We start from the raw sequence: 21579 nt of genomic DNA on the forward strand, positions 1-21579 counted from the left end.
AAATTACAATGGCAATGCACTTCAAAAATAAGGAAGAATTTTTAAATACCATTTCTCATGGAGCTGGAATTGTATTAGGAATTTTTGGATTGATTTTTTTATTGCTAAAAAATAGAGAAGTAACTCATTTTAGCACATTAAGTATTTGGATTTACGGATTTTGTTTAATTGCTTTATATACTGCATCAACGGTTTATCATGCGATTGAACATGAAGGAAGAAAGAAAAAAGCACAAATAATGGATCATATTGGTATTTTTTTACTCATTGCAGGAACATATACGCCAGTTTGTTTGATAACTTTAGAGCAAACTACAGGTTGGCGTTTGTTTTTTATTATTTGGAGCATTGCTGGAATTGGATTAGTAATGAAACTGTTTTTAACGGGTAAAGTAGAAAAACTATCCTTAATAATGTATTTATTAATGGGATGGTTAGTGGTTGCCGAATTAAGTCAACTACTCAATTTACTTTCTACAGAAGCGTTAACTTACATGGCTATAGGCGGTATTTTTTATACTCTAGGTACTTTGTTCTATGCTTCAAAGCGAATTCCCTATGGTCATTTTATTTGGCATTTATTTGTTTTAGGAGGTAGTATTTCTCATTATTTTATGATTTATAGTATTGTTTGAAAAAAGATGATTGAATAAAAAAAACCTGCAAATATCATTTGCAGGTTTTTTGTTGTTTCTATTTTTTGTTGCTTCTTAGCGAAGTGTTTCAAAGTTGCGTTTTACAAATGAAGTCAATTCTTCTCCTTTTAATAAACCTTGAGACAATTTGGCTAAATCTAAGGCTTGTTTTACTAGATTGGCTTTTACTTCTTCATTTTCAGTGTTTAAAATAGAAGTCGCTAAATCTGAATTAGTATTCACAACTAAGTTGTACATTTCTGGGAAATTACCCATACCAAACATACCACCGCCACCAGACTGACTCATTTCTTTCATACGTCTCATGAATTCAGGTTGTGTAATCATAAAAGGAGCAGATTTACTGTCCATAGCTTCTAATTGAACACTGTATTTTTCTTTTGGAACAGTCGCTTCAATTACTAATTTTAAACTTTCTTTTTCTTCATCTGACAATTTTGAAAGTTGGGCATCATCTTTTTGGATTAATTTTTCAATAACATCTCCATCAACACGTGAAAAAGTAAGATTCTCATTGTCTGCTTCTAGTTTTTGGATTAAATGTGAAACAATTGGACTGTCTAATACTAATATTTCATATCCTTTTTCTTTAGCAGCTTCAATATAACTGTGTTGTGCTTCTTTATTAGAAGCATAAAGTAAGACTAATTTTCCGTCTTTATCAGTTTGTGTTTCTTTTAATTGTTCTTTTAATTCCGCTAGTGTATAATAGTTGTCATCTACTGTAGGATATAATACAAAATCACCTGCTTTCTCATAGAATTTTGGTTCAGAAAGCATCCCATATTCTAATACAATTTTAATATCATTCCATTTTGTTTCAAAATCGGCTCTATTTTCATTGAATAACGATTTTAATTTATCGGATACTTTACGAGTGATGTAGTTTGAAATTTTCTTTACATTTCCATCGGCTTGTAGATAAGATCTCGACACATTTAATGGAATATCTGGAGAGTCTATAACCCCTTTCAGCATGGTTAAAAATTCTGGAACAATTCCATCCACATTGTCCGTTACAAAAACCTGATTTTGGTACAGTTGAATTTTATCTTTCTGAATTTGTAAGTCAGCTGCTAATTTTGGAAAGTAGAGAATACCAGTAAGGTTAAAAGGATAATCTACATTTAAATGGATATGAAATAAAGGTTCGTCAAACTGCATTGGATACAGTTCACGATAAAAACTTTTATAATCTTCTTCTTTTAAATCGCTAGGTTGTTTTGTCCAAGCTGGATTTGGATTATTAATAATGTTTTCTACCTCTTTGTATTCTGTCTTGTAATCTTCTGGAGCATCTTCTGGTTTTGGTAACGCTTCTTGCTTAGTTCCAAAAACAATTGGAATAGGCATGAATTTGTTATATTTCGTTAACAAACCATTAATTTTTCCTTCTTCTAAAAATTCTAATGAATCTTCAGCGATATGAAGAATTATTTCTGTTCCTCTTTCTTTTTTATCTGCCGGAACCAAAGTAAATTCTGGACTTCCATCACAAGACCAGTGTGCTGCAGGTTCTTCTTTGAAAGATTTAGTAATAATTTCAACTTTTGAAGCTACCATAAAAGCGGAATAAAATCCTAATCCAAAATGTCCTATTACACCTGAATCTTTGGCAGTATCTTTATATTTTTCTAAAAACTCTTCGGCACCAGAAAAAGCGATTTGATTGATGTATTTTTCCACTTCTTCCATGGTCATTCCTAAACCTTGATCGATAATGTGTAATTTTTTACCTTCCTTATCAATCTTTACTTCAATTTGTGGATTACCATATTCTACATTTGCTTCGCCAATGCTCGTTAAATGTTTTAACTTTAGTGTAGCATCTGTAGCATTTGAGATTAATTCACGTAAGAAAATTTCGTGATCACTGTATAAAAACTTTTTAATTAAAGGAAAGATGTTTTCTACTGATACATTAATTTTTCCACTTGACATATTTATGATTTTTTAATTATACTTTTTTGGATTAATTACTACTCAAAAGAAATACCAATTTAAAGAAACTGACAAATTGGCTGAATGGAAATTTTGAAATCGAAAAGTAATATTATGTAAATCAAAATGAATAAAACCCACGTATCTTTGTAATACAATTTTAAAGAAAACAAATATGAAAAAAGTACTTATAATTATGAGCTTTGTTTTTACACTAGTCTCCTGTAAATCGACTTCTCCAGTTGAGACAAAACTAGATATGAAAACCGAAGTAGCTCTTAAAGGCGATTGGATTTTATCTCAGGTAAGTTATCCAAATTCTCAGTATGTGAAGCTGAATTCTTTTGATTTAGTAGATTCTAATTGTTTTGTAGGTAGTAAGTGGAATTTTATTTCAAATAATAATAAGGGGTCATTTAGTTTAACTAATTCTTCTTGTTCTTTGTATTCTTCAGATATTACTTGGTATGTAAATAAAGAAGGACGTTTTGTGATGAAAATTTTAGATGCTGAAAAAGCAAAAAGAGTAGGTACTGGGTATGTATTGGATTTGGTAAATGTAACGGAAACTACGTTTCAATTAATAGACCATGTGAGTATAGCAGGAAAAAATACTGCGGTTACTTATCAATTTGTTAGAAACAATTAAAAATAAAAAAATAAAAATATGAAAAGGTCAATTATAGTAATGTCAGCTGTAGCAATGAGTTTGCTTGTTAGTATGAACAGTTGTAATGCAGTAAAAAATACGAATAAAACACAAAGAGGAGCTGCTATTGGGGCAGTAGGTGGTGCAATTATTGGAGGTGTTATTGGTAATAATGTAGGTAAAGGTGGAAATGGTGCGCTTGGAGCAGTGATTGGCGGTGTTGTTGGTGGAGTTGCAGGGGGTGTTATTGGAAATAAAATGGACAAGCAAGCTAGAGAAATTGAAACGGCTTTACCAGGTGCAGAAGTAAAAAGAGTAGGAGAGGGAATTCAATTAGTTTTAGGAGAAAATTCAGTTAATTTTGATTTTAATAAAGCTACTTTAACTCCATTAGCAAAACAAAACTTAGATAAATTGGTTCCAGTATTTAAAGATTATGCCGATACAGATATTACCATTTTTGGTTATACAGATAGTAAAGGTGCTGATGATTACAATTTAAAACTGTCAGAACAAAGAGCTACTAGTGTGAAAAGTTATTTAGTACAAAGAGGATTAGCTTCTTCCCGATTTGTAATTAAAGGAATGGGCGAATCTGAACCTATAGCAGACAATGAAACTGAAGCTGGGCGAAGTAAAAATAGACGTGTAGAGTTTGCTATTGTAGCAAATGATAAAATGATAGAAGATGCTAAGAAGGAAGCACAGAATTAAAAAAATGTTATGAAAATAAAAAAGGCTGTTGTTTACACAACAGCCTTTTTTATTTATAGTAATTGTTTATTAATAATATTCATTGAATTTAAAAATAATACCACCAGTAACGTTGTACATAATTCCAGTAATTGAGTTTGGGTAATTATCATAAGTATAAGCTCCGTCAAAGCCGTAATGTTGAGAAAGATTAAAAATAACTGAAGTATCAATAGCAAAATAGATGCCTCTTGAGATTTTAATTTTTGGAGTTAAACCAATGATTGCATTAACAGTGTTATCATTATTCTTAAATTCTGATGATTTAATAAAAGAATAACCACCACCCAAATGTCCAGACAAGTTAAAAACACTATATAAACTGGTAGGATCTATTAAATCGGAAATATTGACAGTACCTTGAAGTGAAATTCTAGTAATAGTAATTCCTGTTTCCTTATTGAAAAGGGCGTTATCTGATCTAAACTTGTCAGAACCAAAGTCTAATTTAGCACCATAAGATTCATTAAAATCATAAGAAATACCACCTCCTAAATGTGAAAAATTAGTAATGCTTGGTTGTACTACACCATTAAGACCATAATTTACTTCTACACCGAATTGAGCATTAGAGGTAATCGTGCAAAAAAGAAAAGTTAAAATTAAACTAATTGAAAAAAAATTTCGTGCCATTTTGAATAATAATAGGTTATTGATTTTGGGTGGCGCAAGATAGAAATTAATTTTATCTGATAAAATCCTTTTTATTAACAATTTATTGTTGCTAACTGTTGTTTAAATAAAAGTGAATTTATTTGTAAGTTTGTTTAAAATTCATGAAATAATGTTAAAAGTAGCAAACCTTACTTTTTCTTACACAACCACACCTTTACTAAAAGAGATGAGTTTTTCTTTGGCTAAAGGTCAATTTTTAGCATTAATAGGAGAAAGCGGTTGTGGTAAAAGTACCTTGTTGAAATTAATTTATGGCTTGCATGATGTAGAGTCTGGATCTGTTTTTTGGAATGAAGAACAAGTGTTAGGACCAAAATTTAATTTGGTGCCAGGAATGCCAAAAATGAAATATTTAGCGCAAGATTTTGATTTAATGCCTTATGTTTCTGTAGCAGAAAATGTGGGAAAATTTTTATCGAACTTTTATCCCGAAGAAAAAAAAGAAAGAACACGTGAATTACTTGAAGTAGTCGAAATGACTGCTTTTGCATCAACTAGGGTGAAATTTTTGAGTGGAGGACAAATGCAACGCGTGGCTTTAGCAAAAGTATTAGCGCTTGAACCTGAATTATTATTGCTAGATGAACCTTTTAGTCATATAGATAATTTTTTAAAAAATAGTTTAAGGAGACGTATTTTTAAATATTTGAAACAAAAGAAAATTACATGTATTATGGCTACGCATGATACGAATGATGTGCTTTCTTATTGTGATGAAGTATTAATAATGAAAGATGGTGAAATAGTAGATTTAGGACAAACAGAAGAAATATATCGCTACCCAAGTTCGTATTATGCTGCTTCTTTATTTGGAGAAGTAAACATTATAAAATGGGAAGACAACACATTATATGTTTATGCACATCAATTGGAAGTAGCCACACAATCTACATTTGAAGTAGTAGTTACCCAATGTTATTTTAAGGGAGATAAATATTTAGTAGAATCAGTTTTTCAAAATCAGAATATCTTTTTTGAAAGTAAATATGCTATTGAACCTAACGCATCAGTTGGTTTAAAAATAAAAATAGACTTGTAATTATTACAAGTCTATTTTTTTATGATTTTAATTTTTTAAGTACTTTTCTAAAAATTGATCTTGTTCCCATAAGAGATGAAAGATGTTTTCTTCAGCAACATAACCATGACTTTCTTTAGGTAGAAGAACCATTCTTACAGGTGCGCCTAATCCTTTTAACGCTTGAAAGTAACGTTCTGTTTGCAATGTAAAAGTTCCAGGGTTATTATCTGCTTCTCCATGCACTAAAAGCAATGGGGTTTTCATTTTAGAAGCATTCATAAATGGAGACATGGTATTGTAGACTTCAGGAACATCCCAGTAATTTCTTTGTTCGCTTTGAAAACCAAATGGAGTTAATGTTCTGTTGTAGGCACCACTTCTTGCAATTCCACAGGCAAATAAATCAGAATGGGTTAATAGATTGGCAGTCATAAAGGCTCCATATGAATGACCACCCACCGCTACTTTTTTTCGATTGATATATCCTAAATTGTCTACGGCATCAATAGCGGCTTTTGCATTAGCCACTAATTGAGGAATAAACGTATCATTTGGTTCCGTTGTACCTTCTCCAATAATAGGGAAAGAAGCATCATCCAAAACGGCATAACCTCTAGTTACCCAATAAACAAAGGAACCGTAATAGGGAAACGTAAAATCATTTGGGTTTTGAGTAGTTTGTCCTGCACTATTTTTATCTTTAAATTCTTCAGGGTAAGCCCAAATTAATAGAGGCAATTTTTTGTCTTTTTTAGTTTTGTCGTAATTAGCTGGTAAATATAAAGTTCCAGATAAAGTTACCCCATCGTTTCTTTTATAAGTAATTACTTCTTTATATACATTATTTAAACTTTCAAAAGGATTTTTAAAAGCGGTAATAGGAGTAACTTTTTTTGTTTTTAAATTTCTAAAATAGTAATTTGGATATTCATTTTTAGATTGTAACATCACTAAAACATCTCCTTTTTTACTGTCTTCAATAGATAATAAATCTTCTTTTTTATCTGTTAATTTTGAGGTGTAAATGCGTTTTGTTTTTAGTGTTTTTATATCAAATTCATCAATAAAAGGAAACTGACCTTCTTTGGTAAACCCATCACCTAATAAAAACATTTTATTGTTTTCAATGGTTAAAACATAACTGCCAAATTCATTTTTCTTTGTTTCAAAATTCCCTGGATCACTATATTTATCTTGGTAATTTCTGTCTGAAATTAATCTTGGATCTGCTCCCTCAGTTGAAGGATTAATTAAGTATGTTTTGCTATTTCTAGTATCGTACCAGTAATCTACAACAATGGCAGTTGTACTATTTCCCCATTCGATGCCTCCAAAACGTTGTTGTACTTTTAGTAAAGGTTTTGGTTCTTTGTTAAATGGAGCTTCCCATAGGAAAACTTCATCTCTGTAGGGTACTTCATTGGCTTGGTCACCACCATCTAAAGCTTCTACATAATAAAGTGTAGCTGGAGCATCATTTCTCCACGACATATTTCTTTTTCCAGTACGTGTAGACATAAAACCTTTAGGTGAAATTTCATTTAAAGCTACTTCATTAACTGTTTTAATTTCATTACCGTTGCTATCATAAACAACAGTTATTTGTGGGAAACGATAATAAGGAACTAAATAGGAGAAAGGTTTTTCAATAGAAGTAATCATAACATAATTTCCATCAGGAGAAAAGCTAACGTCAGAAAACATTCCAGCTGTTTTGCTAAAAGAAGTTCTGTTTCCTTTTAAATCAATTTTATCAACTCTAGATGTTACTAAGTTTATAAAGTTAGCTTCATCTGTTTTGTTTTTTAATAAATCTTGATACGTTCTATTTTGAGAAACTTTTCCTTCGCTTTCAGAAACGATTGGGCCTTTAGGTAATTCTTCTTTTGCATTAATTAAAGCAGGTCTATTGGAAGATAATGTAGTTACTAATAAGGCATTACTATCTTTATACCAGCTTATTGGATTTCCCATATTGGCATTTAAAAATACCTTACTTAATTTTGTAGCTTTAGCTGTTGCAACATCAATATACCAAAGTGTAACCCCTTCGGAAGTGGTGTGTGTAAAAGCAATATATTTTTCATTGGGTGACCAAGAAATATTAGCAATCTTTGGATTATCTGGTAAACCCGAAACTTGAACTTCAGATTTGTTTCTGATGTTGCCAATTTTTAAATTATTCACATAAGTAACTGTACTAGAAATATTGGTTACAGGATTAATACGCAATCCAGCCAAACGCATTTCTTCCTGACTTAAATCTTCTAAATGCTTGTAAGTGTTTCGATAACTTAATAGCATGTATTCTTTTTTGGAATCCATGGAAACACTTGGAGCTCTTTGGTAATCAGCTAAAGCTAAAATTTCTTGTGGTGGTTTTTGATAGGTTACATTTTCCTGAGAAAAACTAGAAAAACTAGCTGTTAACAGGCATGCACTAATAAAAAATGCTTTCATTGTAAAATAAAAATGGTTAGTTGCTCAAAAATATTTAAATTAAAATCGGAAAATCTGTAAATTTTGTTAAAATGTAAGTTTAAAATCTGTAAATTTGAGATTACCGAAAAAAATAGCATGATAATTCATTTAAAATGATAATTTATTAAATTTGTCCTGCATAAAATATTAATAGTGTAAGAAATGTATCATTCAAAAATAACAGGATTAGGATATTATGTTCCTGACAATATAGTAACCAATGATGATTTGTCTAAAATTATGGATACCAATGACGAATGGATTCAAGAGCGAACAGGTATTCAGGAGCGCAGACATGTAATAAGAGGAGAAGATACAACCACATCAATGGGTGTAAAAGCAGCTAAAGTTGCCATCGAAAGAGCAAAAATAGATAAAGATGATATTGATTTTGTCATTTTTGCCACTTTAAGTCCAGATTATTATTTTCCAGGACCAGGTGTTTTAGTACAACGCGATTTAGGATTAAAAACAGTTGGTGCTTTAGATGTAAGAAATCAATGTTCTGGTTTTGTATATGCCATTTCGGTAGCAGACCAATTTATAAAAACAGGTATGTATAAAAATATATTGGTTATTGGATCTGAGTTGCATTCTACTGGGTTAGATATGACTACCAGAGGAAGAGGTGTTTCTGTTATTTTTGGAGATGGAGCAGGTGCCGCTATTTTAAGTAGAGAAGAAGATACAACTAAGGGTATTTTGTCTACTCATTTACATTCTGAAGGCCAACATGCTGAAGAATTATCTTTAGTAGCTCCAGGTATGGGAAAAAGATGGGTTACCGATATTATTGCCGATAATGATCCTAATGATGAAAGTTATTATCCTTACATGAACGGTCAATTTGTATTTAAAAATGCAGTGGTTCGTTTTAGTGAAGTGATTAACGAAGGGTTACAAGCCAATAATTTGCAAGTTTCTGATATTAATTTATTAGTGCCTCATCAAGCTAATTTGAGAATTTCTCAGTTTATTCAACAAAAGTTTAGACTTGCTGATAATCAAGTGTATAACAATATTCAGAAGTATGGTAATACTACAGCCGCATCCATTCCTATTGCTTTAACTGAAGCTTGGGAGCAAGGAAAAATAAAAGAAGGAGATCTAATAGTGTTAGCCGCTTTTGGTAGTGGTTTTACTTGGGGAAGTGCAATTATTCGTTGGTAAAATGATATTTACAAAAATGGGAAAAGCTGTTTCGTTTAAATGGATGAAACAGTTGTTTTTTATATTGATTTGTGCTACTTTTTTTCTTCTAGGTTGTAAAAAAGAAAATGAAGGAAAAATAAATAACAATATACAAACGAAGCAAGATTCTTTGAGTCAATCACAAGAAAGAAAAGAAATTAATAAGATAATTGTTCAGGAAGATTTCTATGATTTTATTGCAATGTTTAGTAAAAAAAGAGCGTTTCAATTAGAGAGAGTTCAATTTCCTTTAGCAATTCAAGTGTTAGATGATGATTTTGAATTGCAAGAAATTGCAATAACTCAAGAAAAGTATACTTTCTTAAATTTTATACTACCTGATGATTTTTTGGAATACAAACAAAATATTTTTATTGATGCTAAACACGCCAAAATAGAGCAAAGAGGATTGAATAATGGTTATATGATTGATTATTTCTTTGAAAATAAAAACGGGAAATGGTATTTACAGAGTTGGATAGACGCCTCACCTTAAAACTAAAAGCGATTCCATTTGGAATCGCTTTTTTGTATAAAATTATAATAGACCACCACTTTTTTGTGTTTGGTTGTTGTCTCTTTCTTTACGTTGTAAGGCTCTGTTTTTTCCTCCTCCAAATCGGTAATTGAATCCAACATAGACGGTTTGACTTTCCCAACGGAAAGAACCAACTTGTCTGTAAGGTAAATCGCCATCAAAACTAAATTTCATTGCTTTAAACATATCGCTAAAACGAGCACTAACCGTTCCTTTTCCTTTTAAAACGGTATAACTTGCACCTAAATCGGTTCTCCACATTGGTTTTCGGATAAACTGTAAGCTAATATCTTTGCCTCTGTACATTCCAAAAAGTTGCATGCGGAAATCTTTAGTTACTTTGAAACTGTTGTTTACTCTTGCATTGAAAATAGTTGTATTTGCTTCTACGTAATCAGTAGCTACAACACCTCTTATTTTTCTGAAATAAGCATCTACTCCAAAATTAGCACTCCACCATTTAGTGAAATTTAAGTTCCCAGAAACTTCCATTCCGTAAGCATCATTATCTTTAAAATTGTCATAACTTAAGATGTTTTTGTTAGGATCTGTTGGGCTTTCATAGATATATCTATTAATTTCATCATAAATTTTTCTGTAAAAAATACCCGAAGTAATAGAACCTATTTTTGTTCTTCTTGTATAATTCAATTCAAAGGAATTAGTAAATTGTGGGTCTAATTCTGGATTACCTTTAGAATCGATAGTAGGAGTTGACCACTCTCTAATTGGATTTATTTGTTGAATACTCGCACGATCCACACGTCTGGCAACACTAAAATTAAAAGAGTTATTGTCATTCGGATTGTAACTTACAAATCCTGAAGGATATACCGTTACAAAACTATCTGAAAAATGAGCAGTTGCATTTCCTATTTGATTAAAATCAGCAGCAGCTTCAAATTTTTCTAATCTTGCACCCACTTGCGCACTCCATTTTTTCCATTGTTTTCCATAAGTAGCGTAAGCTGAATAAATTTTTCTTTCGTAACTAAAACTAGAATTATAATTGTTGTTTACATTTAATAAATTATCAGTCGATTCAATACGGGTTTCTAATCCAGTTTCTAATTTAGTCGTTTCGCTTAATGGATTCACATAATCCAAATTAATAATAACATTATCATTATTATTATCTACTGTATTTAAGGTATAACTCGATGTAAATGGGAAATCAAAAGTGGTTCTCTCCGGACTATCATTCGTGTTAAAATTTACTTCTAACTCAATATTTTCTCCTTCTTTTTTGAAGTTGTGTTTGTAATCAAAGTTATAAGCTTGCGATGTATTGTCATTTTTAGAATTAAACAATTGTAAAATATCTGCGGTTGCAGGATCTACATAATCTACTACTGTTTTTCCTATTCCATTTCCATAGAAAAGATTTTGAGTGGTGTAAAACGAAACGGTATTTTTGTCATCAATAAAATAATCCATTCCTACCTTAAATAGGTGAGAAGTGTTTTTATTGTTAAAGTCAAAATCCTGATAGTTTCTATTGTTTACTTCATAACTGTCGATATGACCATTATTCGCATTTTTACCATGATTGAAACCATAATTACCATAAAAATTAACTTTTCCAGTTTTATAATTTAAATCTAAAGACGAATTTACTTTCGGTGTTTTTCCAAAAGTTACTCCAGAATTGACTGAACCATTAAAACCATCATTGGCATTTTTATGTAACACAATATTAATAATTCCACTCATTCCTTCTGGATTATACTTTGCAGATGGATTTGTAATTAATTCAATTTGTTTGATAGACGCAGACGGAATTTGCTTTAACAATTGTTCTGGTGAAATGTTTGTTGGTTTTCCATCAATAAGAATACGCACATTCGAATTACCTCTTAACGTAATTTGATTGGTTTGAGGATCTACTGATACAGAAGGAATGTTGTTCATAATTTCTCCTGCGGTTGCACCAGCACTAATTAAATCTTTTCCTACATTAATTACTTTTCGGTCGATTTTTTGTTCCATAATAGAACGTTCTTTTACTACTTCAACACCAGCTAACTGTGCTACGTCTTCTTCTATGGCAATAGTACCTAAATCGATACGAGAATTTGTCGATAAATCAACTTCCTTTACTAAGGTTTTGTATCCAATGAACTGAATTTCAAGAGTGTATTTTTGAGGGACTAATTTGTTGATTTCAAAATTTCCAGTTTCATTCGTAATACCACCTGTTACCAAAGTAGCGTCGTGTTTAACTACAATAGTAACATAGGGTAAAGGTTCACTTGTTTTTTTGTCGATTACTTTTCCTGAAATGTTTCCAGAGATTTGAGCAAATAGGGAATACCAACTACTCAATGCAAGTAAAATAAATAATTTTAATTTCATTTTAATAACTGTTTAACGTGATTTGATTGATACTATACTAGACTATAGTTTTTCTACTTTGTTACAAAGAGTATTGTTTTTTTGGTTTTTTTTAACACCTTGTCTGAAAATCTATTTTCTGATTTCTGATTTCTAACTTCTAATTTCTTATTTTTGCACCTTCATAAAAATCAAGAAAAATGACATTACAAGAAACACTAACCAAACACATTTTAGAAGCCGTTCATTCTGTTTTCGATTTAACCATTGATAAAGTTGAATTTCAAGCGACTAGGAAAGACTTTGAAGGTGATATTACAATGGTTGTTTTTCCTTTGGTTAAAGCATTAAAAGGCAATCCTGTTGAAATTGGAACCAAAATTGGAACCTATTTAGTAGAAAATGTAGCTGTAGTTGAAAAATTCAATGTAGTTGCTGGATTTTTAAATATCGTTATTGCAGATGCTTTTTATGTAAATTTCTTCAATTCTATTAAAAATCAGGCTACTTTTGGCTATGTTGATCCAGTAGAAGGAGATAAGGCAGTTATGGTGGAATATTCTTCACCAAACACGAATAAGCCTTTGCATTTAGGACACATTCGTAATAATTTATTAGGCTATTCTGTAGCAGAAATTATTAAAGCTTCAGGTAAGAAAGTTTATAAAACACAAATTATAAACGACCGTGGCATTCACATTTGTAAGTCGATGTTGGCTTGGCAAAAATTTGGTGAAGGGGCAACTCCAGAATCTACTGGATTGAAAGGGGATAAATTAGTGGGTAATTTTTATGTTGAATTTGATAAGCAATATAAAAAAGAAATCAATGAATTAGTAACACAAGGCAAAACAGAAGATGAAGCTAAAAAGCTAGCTCCATCAATATTAGAAGCTCAGAAAATGCTACGTAAATGGGAAGCAGGTGATGAAGAAGTAGTAGCACTTTGGAAAACCATGAACCAATGGGTGTATGATGGTTTTGAACAAACGTATAAAAACCTTGGTGTTGATTTTAACATACCAAATTATTACGAAAGCAATACCTATTTATTAGGAAAAGAAGTGGTTCAAATGGGCTTAGAAAAAGGTGTTTTTGAAAAAGACTCAGATGGTTCTGTTTGGATTGATTTAACGGCAGAAGGTTTAGATAGAAAAATTGTTTTACGTTCAGATGGAACGGCTGTTTACATGACGCAAGACATTGGAACGGCTATTCAACGTGTGAAAGATTATCCAGATGTGGGTGGTATGGTTTACACCGTAGGTAACGAACAAGATTATCATTTTAAAGTATTGTTCTTAATCTTAAAGAAGTTAGGATTTGATTGGGCAGAACATTTATATCATTTAAGTTATGGGATGGTAGAATTGCCTTCTGGGAAGATGAAATCGAGAGAAGGAACGGTGGTCGATGCAGACGATTTAATGGAAGAAATGACCGAAACTGCTCAAAATATTTCAGAAGAATTAGGGAAGTTAGATGGCTATACAGCGGAAGAAAAAGCGGCTCTGTACAAAGTAATTGGATTAGGCGCTTTAAAATATTATATGTTAAAAGTAGATCCAAAAAAACAAATGATGTTCAATCCTGAAGAATCGGTTGATTTTAATGGAAATACAGGGCCTTTTATTCAATATACTTATGCTCGTATTCAATCGATTTTAAGAAAATCTGATTTTGATTATGCCAATACTGTGGTATCAACTGAAGTAGAGATACATGAAAAAGAAAAAGAATTAATCAAACAAGTGCAGTTGTTCCCTGAAGTAGTTCAAAATGCGGCTACAAATTATAGTCCAGCTTTAATTGCTAATTATACCTATGATTTAGTAAAAGAATTCAATTCATTCTATCAAAATGTGCCTATTTTACCTGAACAAGATTTAGAGAAAAAAGCGTTTCGAGTACAATTGTCTCAAGCGGTTGGAAATACAATTAAAAATGCCTTCCAATTATTGGGTATACAAGTACCAGAAAGAATGTAGGAAACAAAATATTGAATTTTATATAAAGAGGTCGAAAAGACCTCTTTTTTTATGTTTATGTGTTTTTCATAGGTTATAAAAAGAGTATAAATTCAGGTTAAAATGTAACAATTATTACCTTGAAATAAATTAGAATAAGGTAACTTTGTGAGAAGCTAAAATTTACAATTATGGATGTTGAAATACTTGCTCGAATCCAATTTGCCTTTACCGTTGCTTTTCATTATATCTATCCTCCTTTAAGTATCGGCATTGGTCTTATAATGGTCATCATGGAAGGTTTGTATTTAAAAACGGGGAAGAAAGAATATGAAATTCTTACTCGTTTTTGGTTAAAAATATTTGCTATAACCTTCGGAATAGGAGTTGCTACTGGAATTATTATGGAATTTGAGTTTGGAACCAATTGGGCGATATACTCCAAATATGTTGGTGATATTTTTGGAAGTGCTCTTGCTGCAGAAGGGTTGTTTGCTTTTGGTTTAGAAAGTACATTTTTAGGGATTTTGCTTTTTGGCTGGAACAGAGTGTCTCCCAAAGTACATTTTATTTCTACAGTAGGTGTTTTTTTGGGTTCTATGTTTTCAGCGGTTTGGATAGTGGTAGCGAATAGTTGGCAACAAACACCAGCAGGGTATCATATAGTAGGTGAAGGTATTCATGCCAGAGCAGAAGTAACCGATTTTTGGGCCATGGTTTTTAATCCTTCCAGTTTGGATCGCATTATTCATGTGTGGCAAGGCGCTTTTTTAGCAGGTGCTTTTATGGTATTGAGTGTACATGCCTATTATTTAAGAAAAGGAAGGTATATTGATATATCTAAGAAAGCCTTTAAAATGGCATTGGTCGTTGCCACCATAATTTCGTTTTCTCAATTAATTTCCGGACATAGTTCTGCAGATGGTGTTGCTATAAATCAACCTGCAAAATTAGCAGCAATGGAAGGTCATTTTGATGAGAAAGCTCCTGCCGATTTATACCTTTTAGGTTGGGTTGATTCTAAAAATCAAGAAGTAACTGGTTTAGGAATTCCAGGAGGATTATCCTTTTTAGTGCATCAAGATTTTAAAGCGCCCATAACAGGATTAAATGCTTTTCCTGAAGAAGATAGACCAAGCCAAGTAAATGCGGTATTTCAGTTTTATCATATTATGATTGCTATTGGAATGTTTTTAATCGGACTCACTTTTTATGCTTGTTTTTTATGGTGGAAAGGTAAATTGTTTGAAACCAAATGGTTATTATGGATTTTTTCTTTTTCAGTTTTATTACCACAAATTGCGAATCAAGTAGGTTGGTTTACCGCAGAAATGGGAAGGCAACCTTGGATTGTTTATGGTCATTTACGCACTAGTCAAGGTTTTTCGCAAGAAGTGTCTGCCAATCAAATAGTTTTTTCTTTGGTATTGTTTACCATAGTTTATAGTTTGCTTTTCTTGTTGTTTTTGTATTCTTTAAATAAGAAAATTAAACACGGACCTTATGATGAAGCTCAAAATGCATTAGAAATTATTTAAAATAAATCAAATGGAAACATTTTTAGGAATCGATTATCCTACACTTTGGTATTTAGTAGTTGGATTATTATTTTCAGGATATGCTATTTTAGAAGGCTTTGATTATGGTGCTGGCTCATGGCATTTGTTTTTAAGAAAAGATTTAAGCAGACGTATTGCGATAAACGCTATTGGTCCTGTTTGGGATGCCAATCAGGTGTGGTTAATTATTGGAGGTGGCGCTTTATTCGCAGGTTTTCCAGTAATGTATGCTACCATGTTATCTGCTATGTATATTCCATTTATGTTGTTTCTAATGTTATTAGTGCTACGTTCGGCTGCTATCAAATTTAGAAGTGCAGAAGAGATGTTCTGGTGGAGAAATACCTGGGATATTATTTATTTTGTGTCTAATATTCTTATTTCATTTTTATTAGGAGTGGTTTTAGGAAATATTTTACAAGGATTTGAAATTGGTCATGAGTTTAGTTATCAAGGAGGTGTATTTCTATCTTTCTTAAGTCCGTATGCTATAATGGTAGGTTTTACAACACTTTTTTTATTTATGACTCAAGGAGCCATTTTTTTATTATTAAAAACAGAAGGAAGATTACATGAAAGGATTACTTTTTTACTAAGAAAAGGAATGATTTTCTTTATTGTTTGTTTTTCAATAACTTCTTTATATACATTGGTATTTATTCCTGGTGTGACCGATAATTTTAAAGAAACTCCTTTATTCTTTGGATTACCTGTTTTAGCTTTTTTGGCTGTTGCCAATGTGCCAAGGTTGGTTTCAAAGAAAAAATACGGTTATGCTTTGATTTTTTCTTCGTTAACCATGGCATTTTTATTAATGTTGGTTGCCTTTCAGTTATATCCTGTATTATTACCATCAAGTATTCATCCTAATCATAGTGTCACTATTTACAATGCTGCTTCTTCCCAAAAATCTTTAGGAATTATGCTAACCATTGTTGTAATAGGATCACCTTTATTAGCGGGTTACTTTATCTTTTTGTATAAAACATTTTATGGAAAAGTAAAACTTGACGATACGAGTTATTAATTTAATCGTTTTATAAATACATGAATTTGATATGTATTCTTTTTGAGATAAGAAGATAAAATTCCTCATATACGTATAAATACTTACAAAAAACAGTAAAAAATACGTGTAAATACGTATTGATTTGATTTGAAAAACACACTATCTTTATGGTATTAAATGAATCCCCAAAACTATTACAAAGCAAAAGTTACTAAAAGAACTCTTTCTTGTGTAGGATGAGATTTTCATTATACAAAGTTCTGCCAAATTTTAACCAAAATTGTTCACACATAAATATTTACTTTATGAAAAGATTAATATTTGCAGTTTGTTTAATTTTATTGAATTTTTTGGTATTTAATTATTTAACAAATCATTTTGTGTCAAAATTTACTTATGATAAAATGATATTAACTTATTTGGTTTCTTTTATTGCCATTTCAGTTATTTGTTTTTTCATTTCATCTTGTAAGTACATTTTAAAACTATATGTCGAGAAATCATTAATTTCATTCAAATCGATATATTTTGATTTATACTTAAACGTTTCTATTGCTATATATATCGTGTTAATACTAACTACTATTGTTGCTTTTCTGTAATGAAAAGCCAAATGTGTTTAGTATCTAATACTTTAAAAATAGCTGAAATGTTTTCAGTTTATGTAGTACTAATTGCGTCTTTTTTTATTTTAATGATGCGAATAGATTTCTATTGACATACAGTTGTCACTAACTGATTTTAAATTTGTACAAACAAATAAAAAAACAATACAAATCATGGTTTACGTTTTCAAAACTTCAATTGAAAATAAAAAACAAATTAAAAGCATTTCCAAAAACCTAAATCAAATTCAGGATATTAAAAGATGGAATTTTGACTTAGAAGATTGCGATAATATTCTACGAATTGTAGCTGAAAAAAATGTTTCAAAAACAGTTTGTGAATTATTGGACACTTTTAATCATACTTGTGTAGAATTAGAATAATACTATTGAATGATTGAATTGGTAACTACTATAGGAGTATCACTATGCATCGATATGCTTGGGTATACTGGGTACCAAGAACCACCAGTATTATTTCTAATAGTTGAATTATCAATTCGAATCGTACCGGTATGATTGTTGCTTACAAAAAAGATAGAAGAACCGTAGGCATTAACTTCATTTTGTTCTAGTAAACTCCCTAAAATGGTTAGTGTCATCTCGTTTCCATCATTATAAATGGCACCACCACTTCCTCCTCCTGGTGTACCGCTTTGTGCAGGGTTACCTCCATTCCCAATAGCTTTATTATGCGAAAACAAACTATTAATAATGGTCCATGAAGTCCCAATACTACTAATGGCTCCACCATTGGAACCGCTATTTCCATAAATACTACCGCCACCAAAAGTGGTATTCACAACATAAATTGGTAAACTATTATATTGACTAAAAGCTCTAATGGCACCTCCGCCTACATCTGGTCCAGTACCAATGCATCTGTTGTTAAAGAAACGACAATTGACTACTTTTAATCGTCCACCTCTCGCCCAGATAGCAGCTCCACCACCAGAAGAACCTGTTTCCATATTGTGACCGTCTGCAAAAGTGATATTTTGAACGGTAACTCTTGGGTGATCTTGATTCTGACAATGGTCTGTTGTCCAAACTAAATCAGGATCGCAGGTATTCATATATACAATGCGAGTGGTACCACCACCACTCAAAGTAACTAATCCACCACCATCAATAACCACATCTGGATTAGCATTGTTAAAAATACGTGCAGGTTTGTCCATAACTATAGTAACCGGATTTGGTCCACAATTAAAAGTAATTTTACCACCTTGTGCAACTGCTGCAACCACTGCGTCACACGTGCAACTTTCGGGTGTTCCATTGCCAATTACCACATCAGGATTGCTTACATTTTCTGGTCCTGCACCAACAGGAATGGGAGCATTACCATTAGGATTACCAGCTGGTGGACCATCTTGAGGGTTTTCTAAAGGATTATGTACCGTTAAGATTTGTTCTTCGGTTGCACTCTCATTGGAACAACTGATTAAAAGGAATGTTGCAAAACAATAACCTATTGCTTTGAAATAGTTTAGGGCTAGTTTTTTCATAGTTGTTGTTTGAATAGGTATAACGTAAAAAGAAATAAATAATTGTTTGATTTCTAAGTTATTGTTTAAGAAATATTTGACTTTTTTAGATTAGTGTTTATGCGAAAACGTTTGAAGTATTTTATTTTTTAAATTATCAATAATAATGCGTCAAATAATTGTATTTCAGTTGAAAATGTTTGGTTCTTCCGTTAAATAGTTGGAATTTTATAGTAGCTTTTTTATTTAGAAAAGCATTGGAACTATAAAATAAAAACGAAGAAAATGACAACAATTCCAGAAAAAATACAACTGCAACAACCTTGGTATCAAAAAGACTATTTGCTCGATGGCGAACTTAAAATTTGGGAAGGAGAATCAGCTGAGGTATATTCTTCCATTTCTACAACAGCCCATTATCAGCCTACTTTATTGGGGTCTGTACCAAATATGAATGAAGCAGCCGCTTTAGCAGCTTTAGAATCTTCACACAAAGCCTATAATAATGGTCAGGGTGATTGGCCAACCATGAAAGTACAAGACCGTATCAAATGCATGGAGCAATTTGTAAAACAAATGGAGCAAGTGCGTAGTGAAGTGGTCAAATTATTAATGTGGGAAATAGGCAAAACCTTACCTGATAGCGAAAAAGAGTTTGATCGAACCGTAGAATATATTTATGATACCATAAAAGATTACAAAGCCTTAAATCAGGAAGGCAATCGTTTTCAGAAAGTACAAGGCATTAATGCCATGATTAAAAGAAGTCCGCTTGGAGTGGTTTTGTGTTTAGGTCCGTATAATTATCCTTTGAACGAAACGTTTTCTTTATTGATTCCAGCTTTAATTATGGGAAACACCGTATTATTTAAACCTGCAAAGTATGGTGTTTTGTTGTTAGCTCCTTTGCTAAAAGCATTCCAAAGTTCGTTCCCAAAAGGGGTCATCAATATTTTATATGGAAGAGGTAGAGAAGTGGCTGCACCCATTATGAAATCAGGATTAGTTACGGTTTTATCTTTAATAGGAAATAGTAAATCTGCGATTGCTTTACAAGATTTACATCCGAATAAAAACAAATTGCGTTTAATTTTAGGTTTGGAAGCCAAAAACCCAGCTATCATTTTACCCGATGCGAATTTAGATTTGGCCGTTTCCGAATGTATTACAGGATCACTTTCGTTTAACGGACAACGTTGTACAGCTTTAAAAGTTATCTACGTACACGAATCGATTGCTGAAGAATTCAACAAACGTTTTGCAGCCAAAGTAGATGCACTAAAATTTGGTAACCCTTGGGAAGAAAATGTGTTTTTAACACCACTTCCAGAACCTGATAAGCCTGATTATATCCAAGGATTAATTGATGATGCTAAAGCACATGGTGCCAACATTATCAACGAAAGAGGAGGCAAACGCATGGAAAATTATATTTTTCCAGCGGTTTTGTTTCCTGTAAATAAAGCCATGCGTGTGTATCACGAAGAACAATTTGGACCAGTAGTACCTATTTTAACTTTTAAAGACATTCAAGAGCCTTTAGACGATATGGCAGCTTCCGATTACGGCCAACAAGTGAGTCTTTTTGGAAAAGATATCACCACAGTAGCACCGTTAATCGATGTTTTAGTTAATTTAGTGTGTAGGGTTAATTTAAATAGTTCGTGCCAAAGAGGTCCAGATGTTTTCCCGTTTACCGGAAGAAAAGATTCTGCTGTAGGAACGTTAAGTATTCATGATGCGTTGCGCTCGTTTTCGATACGAACTTTTGTTGCGTCAAAAGATAACGACTATAACAATGCTATTTTACAAGAATTATTAGACAGTAAAAAAAGTAATTTCATTAATACCGATTATATACTGTAATTTGGTATCTTGCTTACTTATATAAAAACTAGTTTAGAAATAAGCTAGTTTTTTTAATATAAATAATATGAAAAAAACACTAATCCTAACGTTACTAATTATTCTTTCTGCTTTTTCTTTTGGACAAACCAATGAAAGTCAAAATGAAAAACTGGCTTTAGCGTATATGCAAGCCTATGGAAAATGGGATTTTGACACCATGAAAACCTTTTATGCTGATGAGGTTCATTTTGAAGATCCTACAGCCAAAGCGGCTTTTCAACAAGATTTTGTTTTTGATGGAAAAGAAAAGGTGTATCAATTCTTCAAAACGGTTTTTAAAGACAAATTTAAAAATGACAAACCTCCTTATGTCAATTTTGTCATCGAAAAAGTCTTTACATCAGGTAATCATACGATTATTAATGCCACTTTTGAATGTGTTTTGCCTAATGCTTGGTTTCAGGAAAAAACAAACGAAACCATTCTTATTGCCATTCCTTTTGTAACCATTCTCACTATCGAAAATAGTCGCATTACCAAGCATATCGATTATGGGAATTATACCAAGTATTTCGAACAAATTAAAGCGCAGGTGAAGAAGTAAAGTAGATTTATATTGAGGGTTTTATGAATTCTCGATACATTTTTGTTTCGTTTCTCTGCACAAAAACACTTGAACTGACGGTGTAATAATTTAATTGAGTTCTCTTTTTTTATGAGTTCTCGATACATTTTTGCTTCGTTTCTCTACACAAAACCACTCGAACTGACGGCGTAATAATTTAATTGAGTTTTTGTTTTTTATGAGTTCTCGATACATTTTTGTTTCGTTTCTCTACACAAAAACACTCGAACTGACGAC

The 21579-nt window shown here is 31.8% G+C and carries 17 protein-coding genes; 12 read left to right on the top strand and 5 right to left on the bottom strand.

Annotated elements, in window-relative coordinates:
• The first annotated feature begins 8 nt into the window (after positions 1 to 8).
• Positions 9 to 635 (top strand): hemolysin III family protein, encoded by a 627-nt coding sequence (locus tag CX675_RS06425; RefSeq protein WP_240723600.1) that lies wholly within the window; start codon positions 9 to 11, stop codon positions 633 to 635.
• A 75-nt stretch (positions 636 to 710) separates the two neighbouring features.
• Here CX675_RS06425 and htpG read toward each other — a convergent pair whose 3' ends face one another.
• The gene (gene htpG, locus CX675_RS06430) at positions 711 to 2597 is read right to left on the bottom strand and encodes a molecular chaperone HtpG (RefSeq protein ID WP_130734387.1); all 1887 of its coding nucleotides are present in this window, start codon (positions 2595 to 2597) and stop codon (positions 711 to 713) included.
• 175 nt (positions 2598 to 2772) lie between these two features.
• Here htpG and CX675_RS06435 point away from each other — a divergent pair, with 175 nt between their 5' ends.
• Entirely contained in the window at positions 2773 to 3246 is a 474-nt protein-coding gene (locus CX675_RS06435) for a lipocalin family protein (protein ID WP_130734388.1), read from the top strand.
• Positions 3247 to 3264: 18 nt separating this feature from the next.
• Positions 3265 to 3960: an OmpA family protein gene (locus CX675_RS06440; protein ID WP_130734389.1), complete on the top strand. Its 696-nt coding sequence runs from the start codon at positions 3265 to 3267 to the stop codon at positions 3958 to 3960.
• A 69-nt stretch (positions 3961 to 4029) separates the two neighbouring features.
• Here the strand turns inward: CX675_RS06440 and CX675_RS06445 are convergent, their stop codons facing one another.
• Positions 4030 to 4632, bottom strand: a complete 603-nt coding sequence (locus CX675_RS06445) for a hypothetical protein (RefSeq protein WP_130734390.1) — start codon at positions 4630 to 4632, stop codon at positions 4030 to 4032.
• 151 nt (positions 4633 to 4783) lie between these two features.
• Here CX675_RS06445 and CX675_RS06450 point away from each other — a divergent pair, with 151 nt between their 5' ends.
• Positions 4784 to 5713: an ABC transporter ATP-binding protein gene (locus CX675_RS06450; protein ID WP_130734391.1), complete on the top strand. Its 930-nt coding sequence runs from the start codon at positions 4784 to 4786 to the stop codon at positions 5711 to 5713.
• Positions 5714 to 5740: 27 nt separating this feature from the next.
• Here the strand turns inward: CX675_RS06450 and CX675_RS06455 are convergent, their stop codons facing one another.
• Positions 5741 to 8155, bottom strand: a complete 2415-nt coding sequence (locus CX675_RS06455) for a S9 family peptidase (RefSeq protein WP_130734392.1) — start codon at positions 8153 to 8155, stop codon at positions 5741 to 5743.
• 183 nt (positions 8156 to 8338) lie between these two features.
• Here CX675_RS06455 and CX675_RS06460 point away from each other — a divergent pair, with 183 nt between their 5' ends.
• Together CX675_RS06460 and CX675_RS06465 are read left to right on the top strand one after the other, a co-directional pair.
• Positions 8339 to 9346 (top strand): 3-oxoacyl-ACP synthase III family protein, encoded by a 1008-nt coding sequence (locus CX675_RS06460; RefSeq protein WP_130734393.1) that lies wholly within the window; start codon positions 8339 to 8341, stop codon positions 9344 to 9346.
• A 16-nt stretch (positions 9347 to 9362) separates the two neighbouring features.
• Entirely contained in the window at positions 9363 to 9863 is a 501-nt protein-coding gene (locus tag CX675_RS06465) for a DUF4348 domain-containing protein (protein WP_165395985.1), read from the top strand.
• A gap of 42 nt (positions 9864 to 9905) precedes the next feature.
• Here the strand turns inward: CX675_RS06465 and CX675_RS06470 are convergent, their stop codons facing one another.
• The gene (locus CX675_RS06470; protein ID WP_130734395.1) at positions 9906 to 12260 is read right to left on the bottom strand and encodes a TonB-dependent receptor domain-containing protein; all 2355 of its coding nucleotides are present in this window, start codon (positions 12258 to 12260) and stop codon (positions 9906 to 9908) included.
• Between the two features lie 179 nt (positions 12261 to 12439).
• Here CX675_RS06470 and argS point away from each other — a divergent pair, with 179 nt between their 5' ends.
• The 4 genes from argS to CX675_RS06490 all read left to right on the top strand — a co-directional run bounded on the left by argS (position 12440) and on the right by CX675_RS06490 (position 17763).
• The gene (gene argS / locus CX675_RS06475; RefSeq protein WP_130734396.1) at positions 12440 to 14227 is read left to right on the top strand and encodes an arginine--tRNA ligase; all 1788 of its coding nucleotides are present in this window, start codon (positions 12440 to 12442) and stop codon (positions 14225 to 14227) included.
• Positions 14228 to 14397: 170 nt separating this feature from the next.
• Positions 14398 to 15744: a cytochrome ubiquinol oxidase subunit I gene (locus CX675_RS06480; RefSeq protein ID WP_130734397.1), complete on the top strand. Its 1347-nt coding sequence runs from the start codon at positions 14398 to 14400 to the stop codon at positions 15742 to 15744.
• A gap of 10 nt (positions 15745 to 15754) precedes the next feature.
• Positions 15755 to 16792 (top strand): cytochrome d ubiquinol oxidase subunit II, encoded by a 1038-nt coding sequence (gene cydB, locus CX675_RS06485; RefSeq protein WP_130734398.1) that lies wholly within the window; start codon positions 15755 to 15757, stop codon positions 16790 to 16792.
• Between the two features lie 761 nt (positions 16793 to 17553).
• A complete protein-coding gene (locus tag CX675_RS06490) occupies positions 17554 to 17763 on the top strand; it encodes a hypothetical protein (RefSeq protein ID WP_130734399.1) in 210 nt (69 codons plus the stop codon).
• A gap of 2 nt (positions 17764 to 17765) precedes the next feature.
• Here the strand turns inward: CX675_RS06490 and CX675_RS06495 are convergent, their stop codons facing one another.
• The gene (locus CX675_RS06495) at positions 17766 to 18890 is read right to left on the bottom strand and encodes a hypothetical protein (RefSeq protein WP_205728608.1); all 1125 of its coding nucleotides are present in this window, start codon (positions 18888 to 18890) and stop codon (positions 17766 to 17768) included.
• 264 nt (positions 18891 to 19154) lie between these two features.
• On the opposite strand from CX675_RS06495, the gene CX675_RS06500 reads away from it, so the two are divergent.
• Complete coding sequence (locus CX675_RS06500; RefSeq protein WP_130734400.1) at positions 19155 to 20735, top strand: NADP-dependent glyceraldehyde-3-phosphate dehydrogenase; 1581 nt, start codon at positions 19155 to 19157, stop codon at positions 20733 to 20735.
• 67 nt (positions 20736 to 20802) lie between these two features.
• Positions 20803 to 21321 carry a nuclear transport factor 2 family protein gene (locus tag CX675_RS06505; protein WP_130734401.1) on the top strand — a complete coding sequence of 173 codons (519 nt, stop codon included), beginning with the start codon at positions 20803 to 20805 and terminating at the stop codon, positions 21319 to 21321.
• Positions 21322 to 21579: the final 258 nt, after the last annotated feature.

This window comes from Flavobacterium sp. J27, assembly GCF_004303025.1.
Lineage (GTDB): Bacteria > Bacteroidota > Bacteroidia > Flavobacteriales > Flavobacteriaceae > Flavobacterium.

Bases quoted from the DNA above. Each gene is read 5' to 3' on its own strand.
- CX675_RS06445 (WP_130734390.1), bottom strand. From the start codon at position 4,632: ATGGCACGAAATTTTTTTTCAATTAGTTTAATTTTAACTTTTCTTTTT.
- CX675_RS06480 (WP_130734397.1), top strand. From the start codon at position 14,398: ATGGATGTTGAAATACTTGCTCGAATCCAATTTGCCTTTACCGTTGCT.
- CX675_RS06500 (WP_130734400.1), top strand. From the start codon at position 19,155: ATGACAACAATTCCAGAAAAAATACAACTGCAACAACCTTGGTATCAA.
- CX675_RS06435 (WP_130734388.1), top strand. From the start codon at position 2,773: ATGAAAAAAGTACTTATAATTATGAGCTTTGTTTTTACACTAGTCTCC.
- CX675_RS06470 (WP_130734395.1), bottom strand. From the start codon at position 12,260: ATGAAATTAAAATTATTTATTTTACTTGCATTGAGTAGTTGGTATTCC.
- CX675_RS06455 (WP_130734392.1), bottom strand. From the start codon at position 8,155: ATGAAAGCATTTTTTATTAGTGCATGCCTGTTAACAGCTAGTTTTTCT.
- CX675_RS06495 (WP_205728608.1), bottom strand. From the start codon at position 18,890: ATGAAAAAACTAGCCCTAAACTATTTCAAAGCAATAGGTTATTGTTTT.
- CX675_RS06460 (WP_130734393.1), top strand. From the start codon at position 8,339: ATGTATCATTCAAAAATAACAGGATTAGGATATTATGTTCCTGACAAT.
- cydB (WP_130734398.1), top strand. From the start codon at position 15,755: ATGGAAACATTTTTAGGAATCGATTATCCTACACTTTGGTATTTAGTA.
- CX675_RS06505 (WP_130734401.1), top strand. From the start codon at position 20,803: ATGAAAAAAACACTAATCCTAACGTTACTAATTATTCTTTCTGCTTTT.
- CX675_RS06490 (WP_130734399.1), top strand. From the start codon at position 17,554: ATGGTTTACGTTTTCAAAACTTCAATTGAAAATAAAAAACAAATTAAA.
- CX675_RS06425 (WP_240723600.1), top strand. From the start codon at position 9: ATGGCAATGCACTTCAAAAATAAGGAAGAATTTTTAAATACCATTTCT.
- CX675_RS06450 (WP_130734391.1), top strand. From the start codon at position 4,784: ATGTTAAAAGTAGCAAACCTTACTTTTTCTTACACAACCACACCTTTA.
- CX675_RS06465 (WP_165395985.1), top strand. From the start codon at position 9,363: ATGGGAAAAGCTGTTTCGTTTAAATGGATGAAACAGTTGTTTTTTATA.
- htpG (WP_130734387.1), bottom strand. From the start codon at position 2,597: ATGTCAAGTGGAAAAATTAATGTATCAGTAGAAAACATCTTTCCTTTA.
- argS (WP_130734396.1), top strand. From the start codon at position 12,440: ATGACATTACAAGAAACACTAACCAAACACATTTTAGAAGCCGTTCAT.
- CX675_RS06440 (WP_130734389.1), top strand. From the start codon at position 3,265: ATGAAAAGGTCAATTATAGTAATGTCAGCTGTAGCAATGAGTTTGCTT.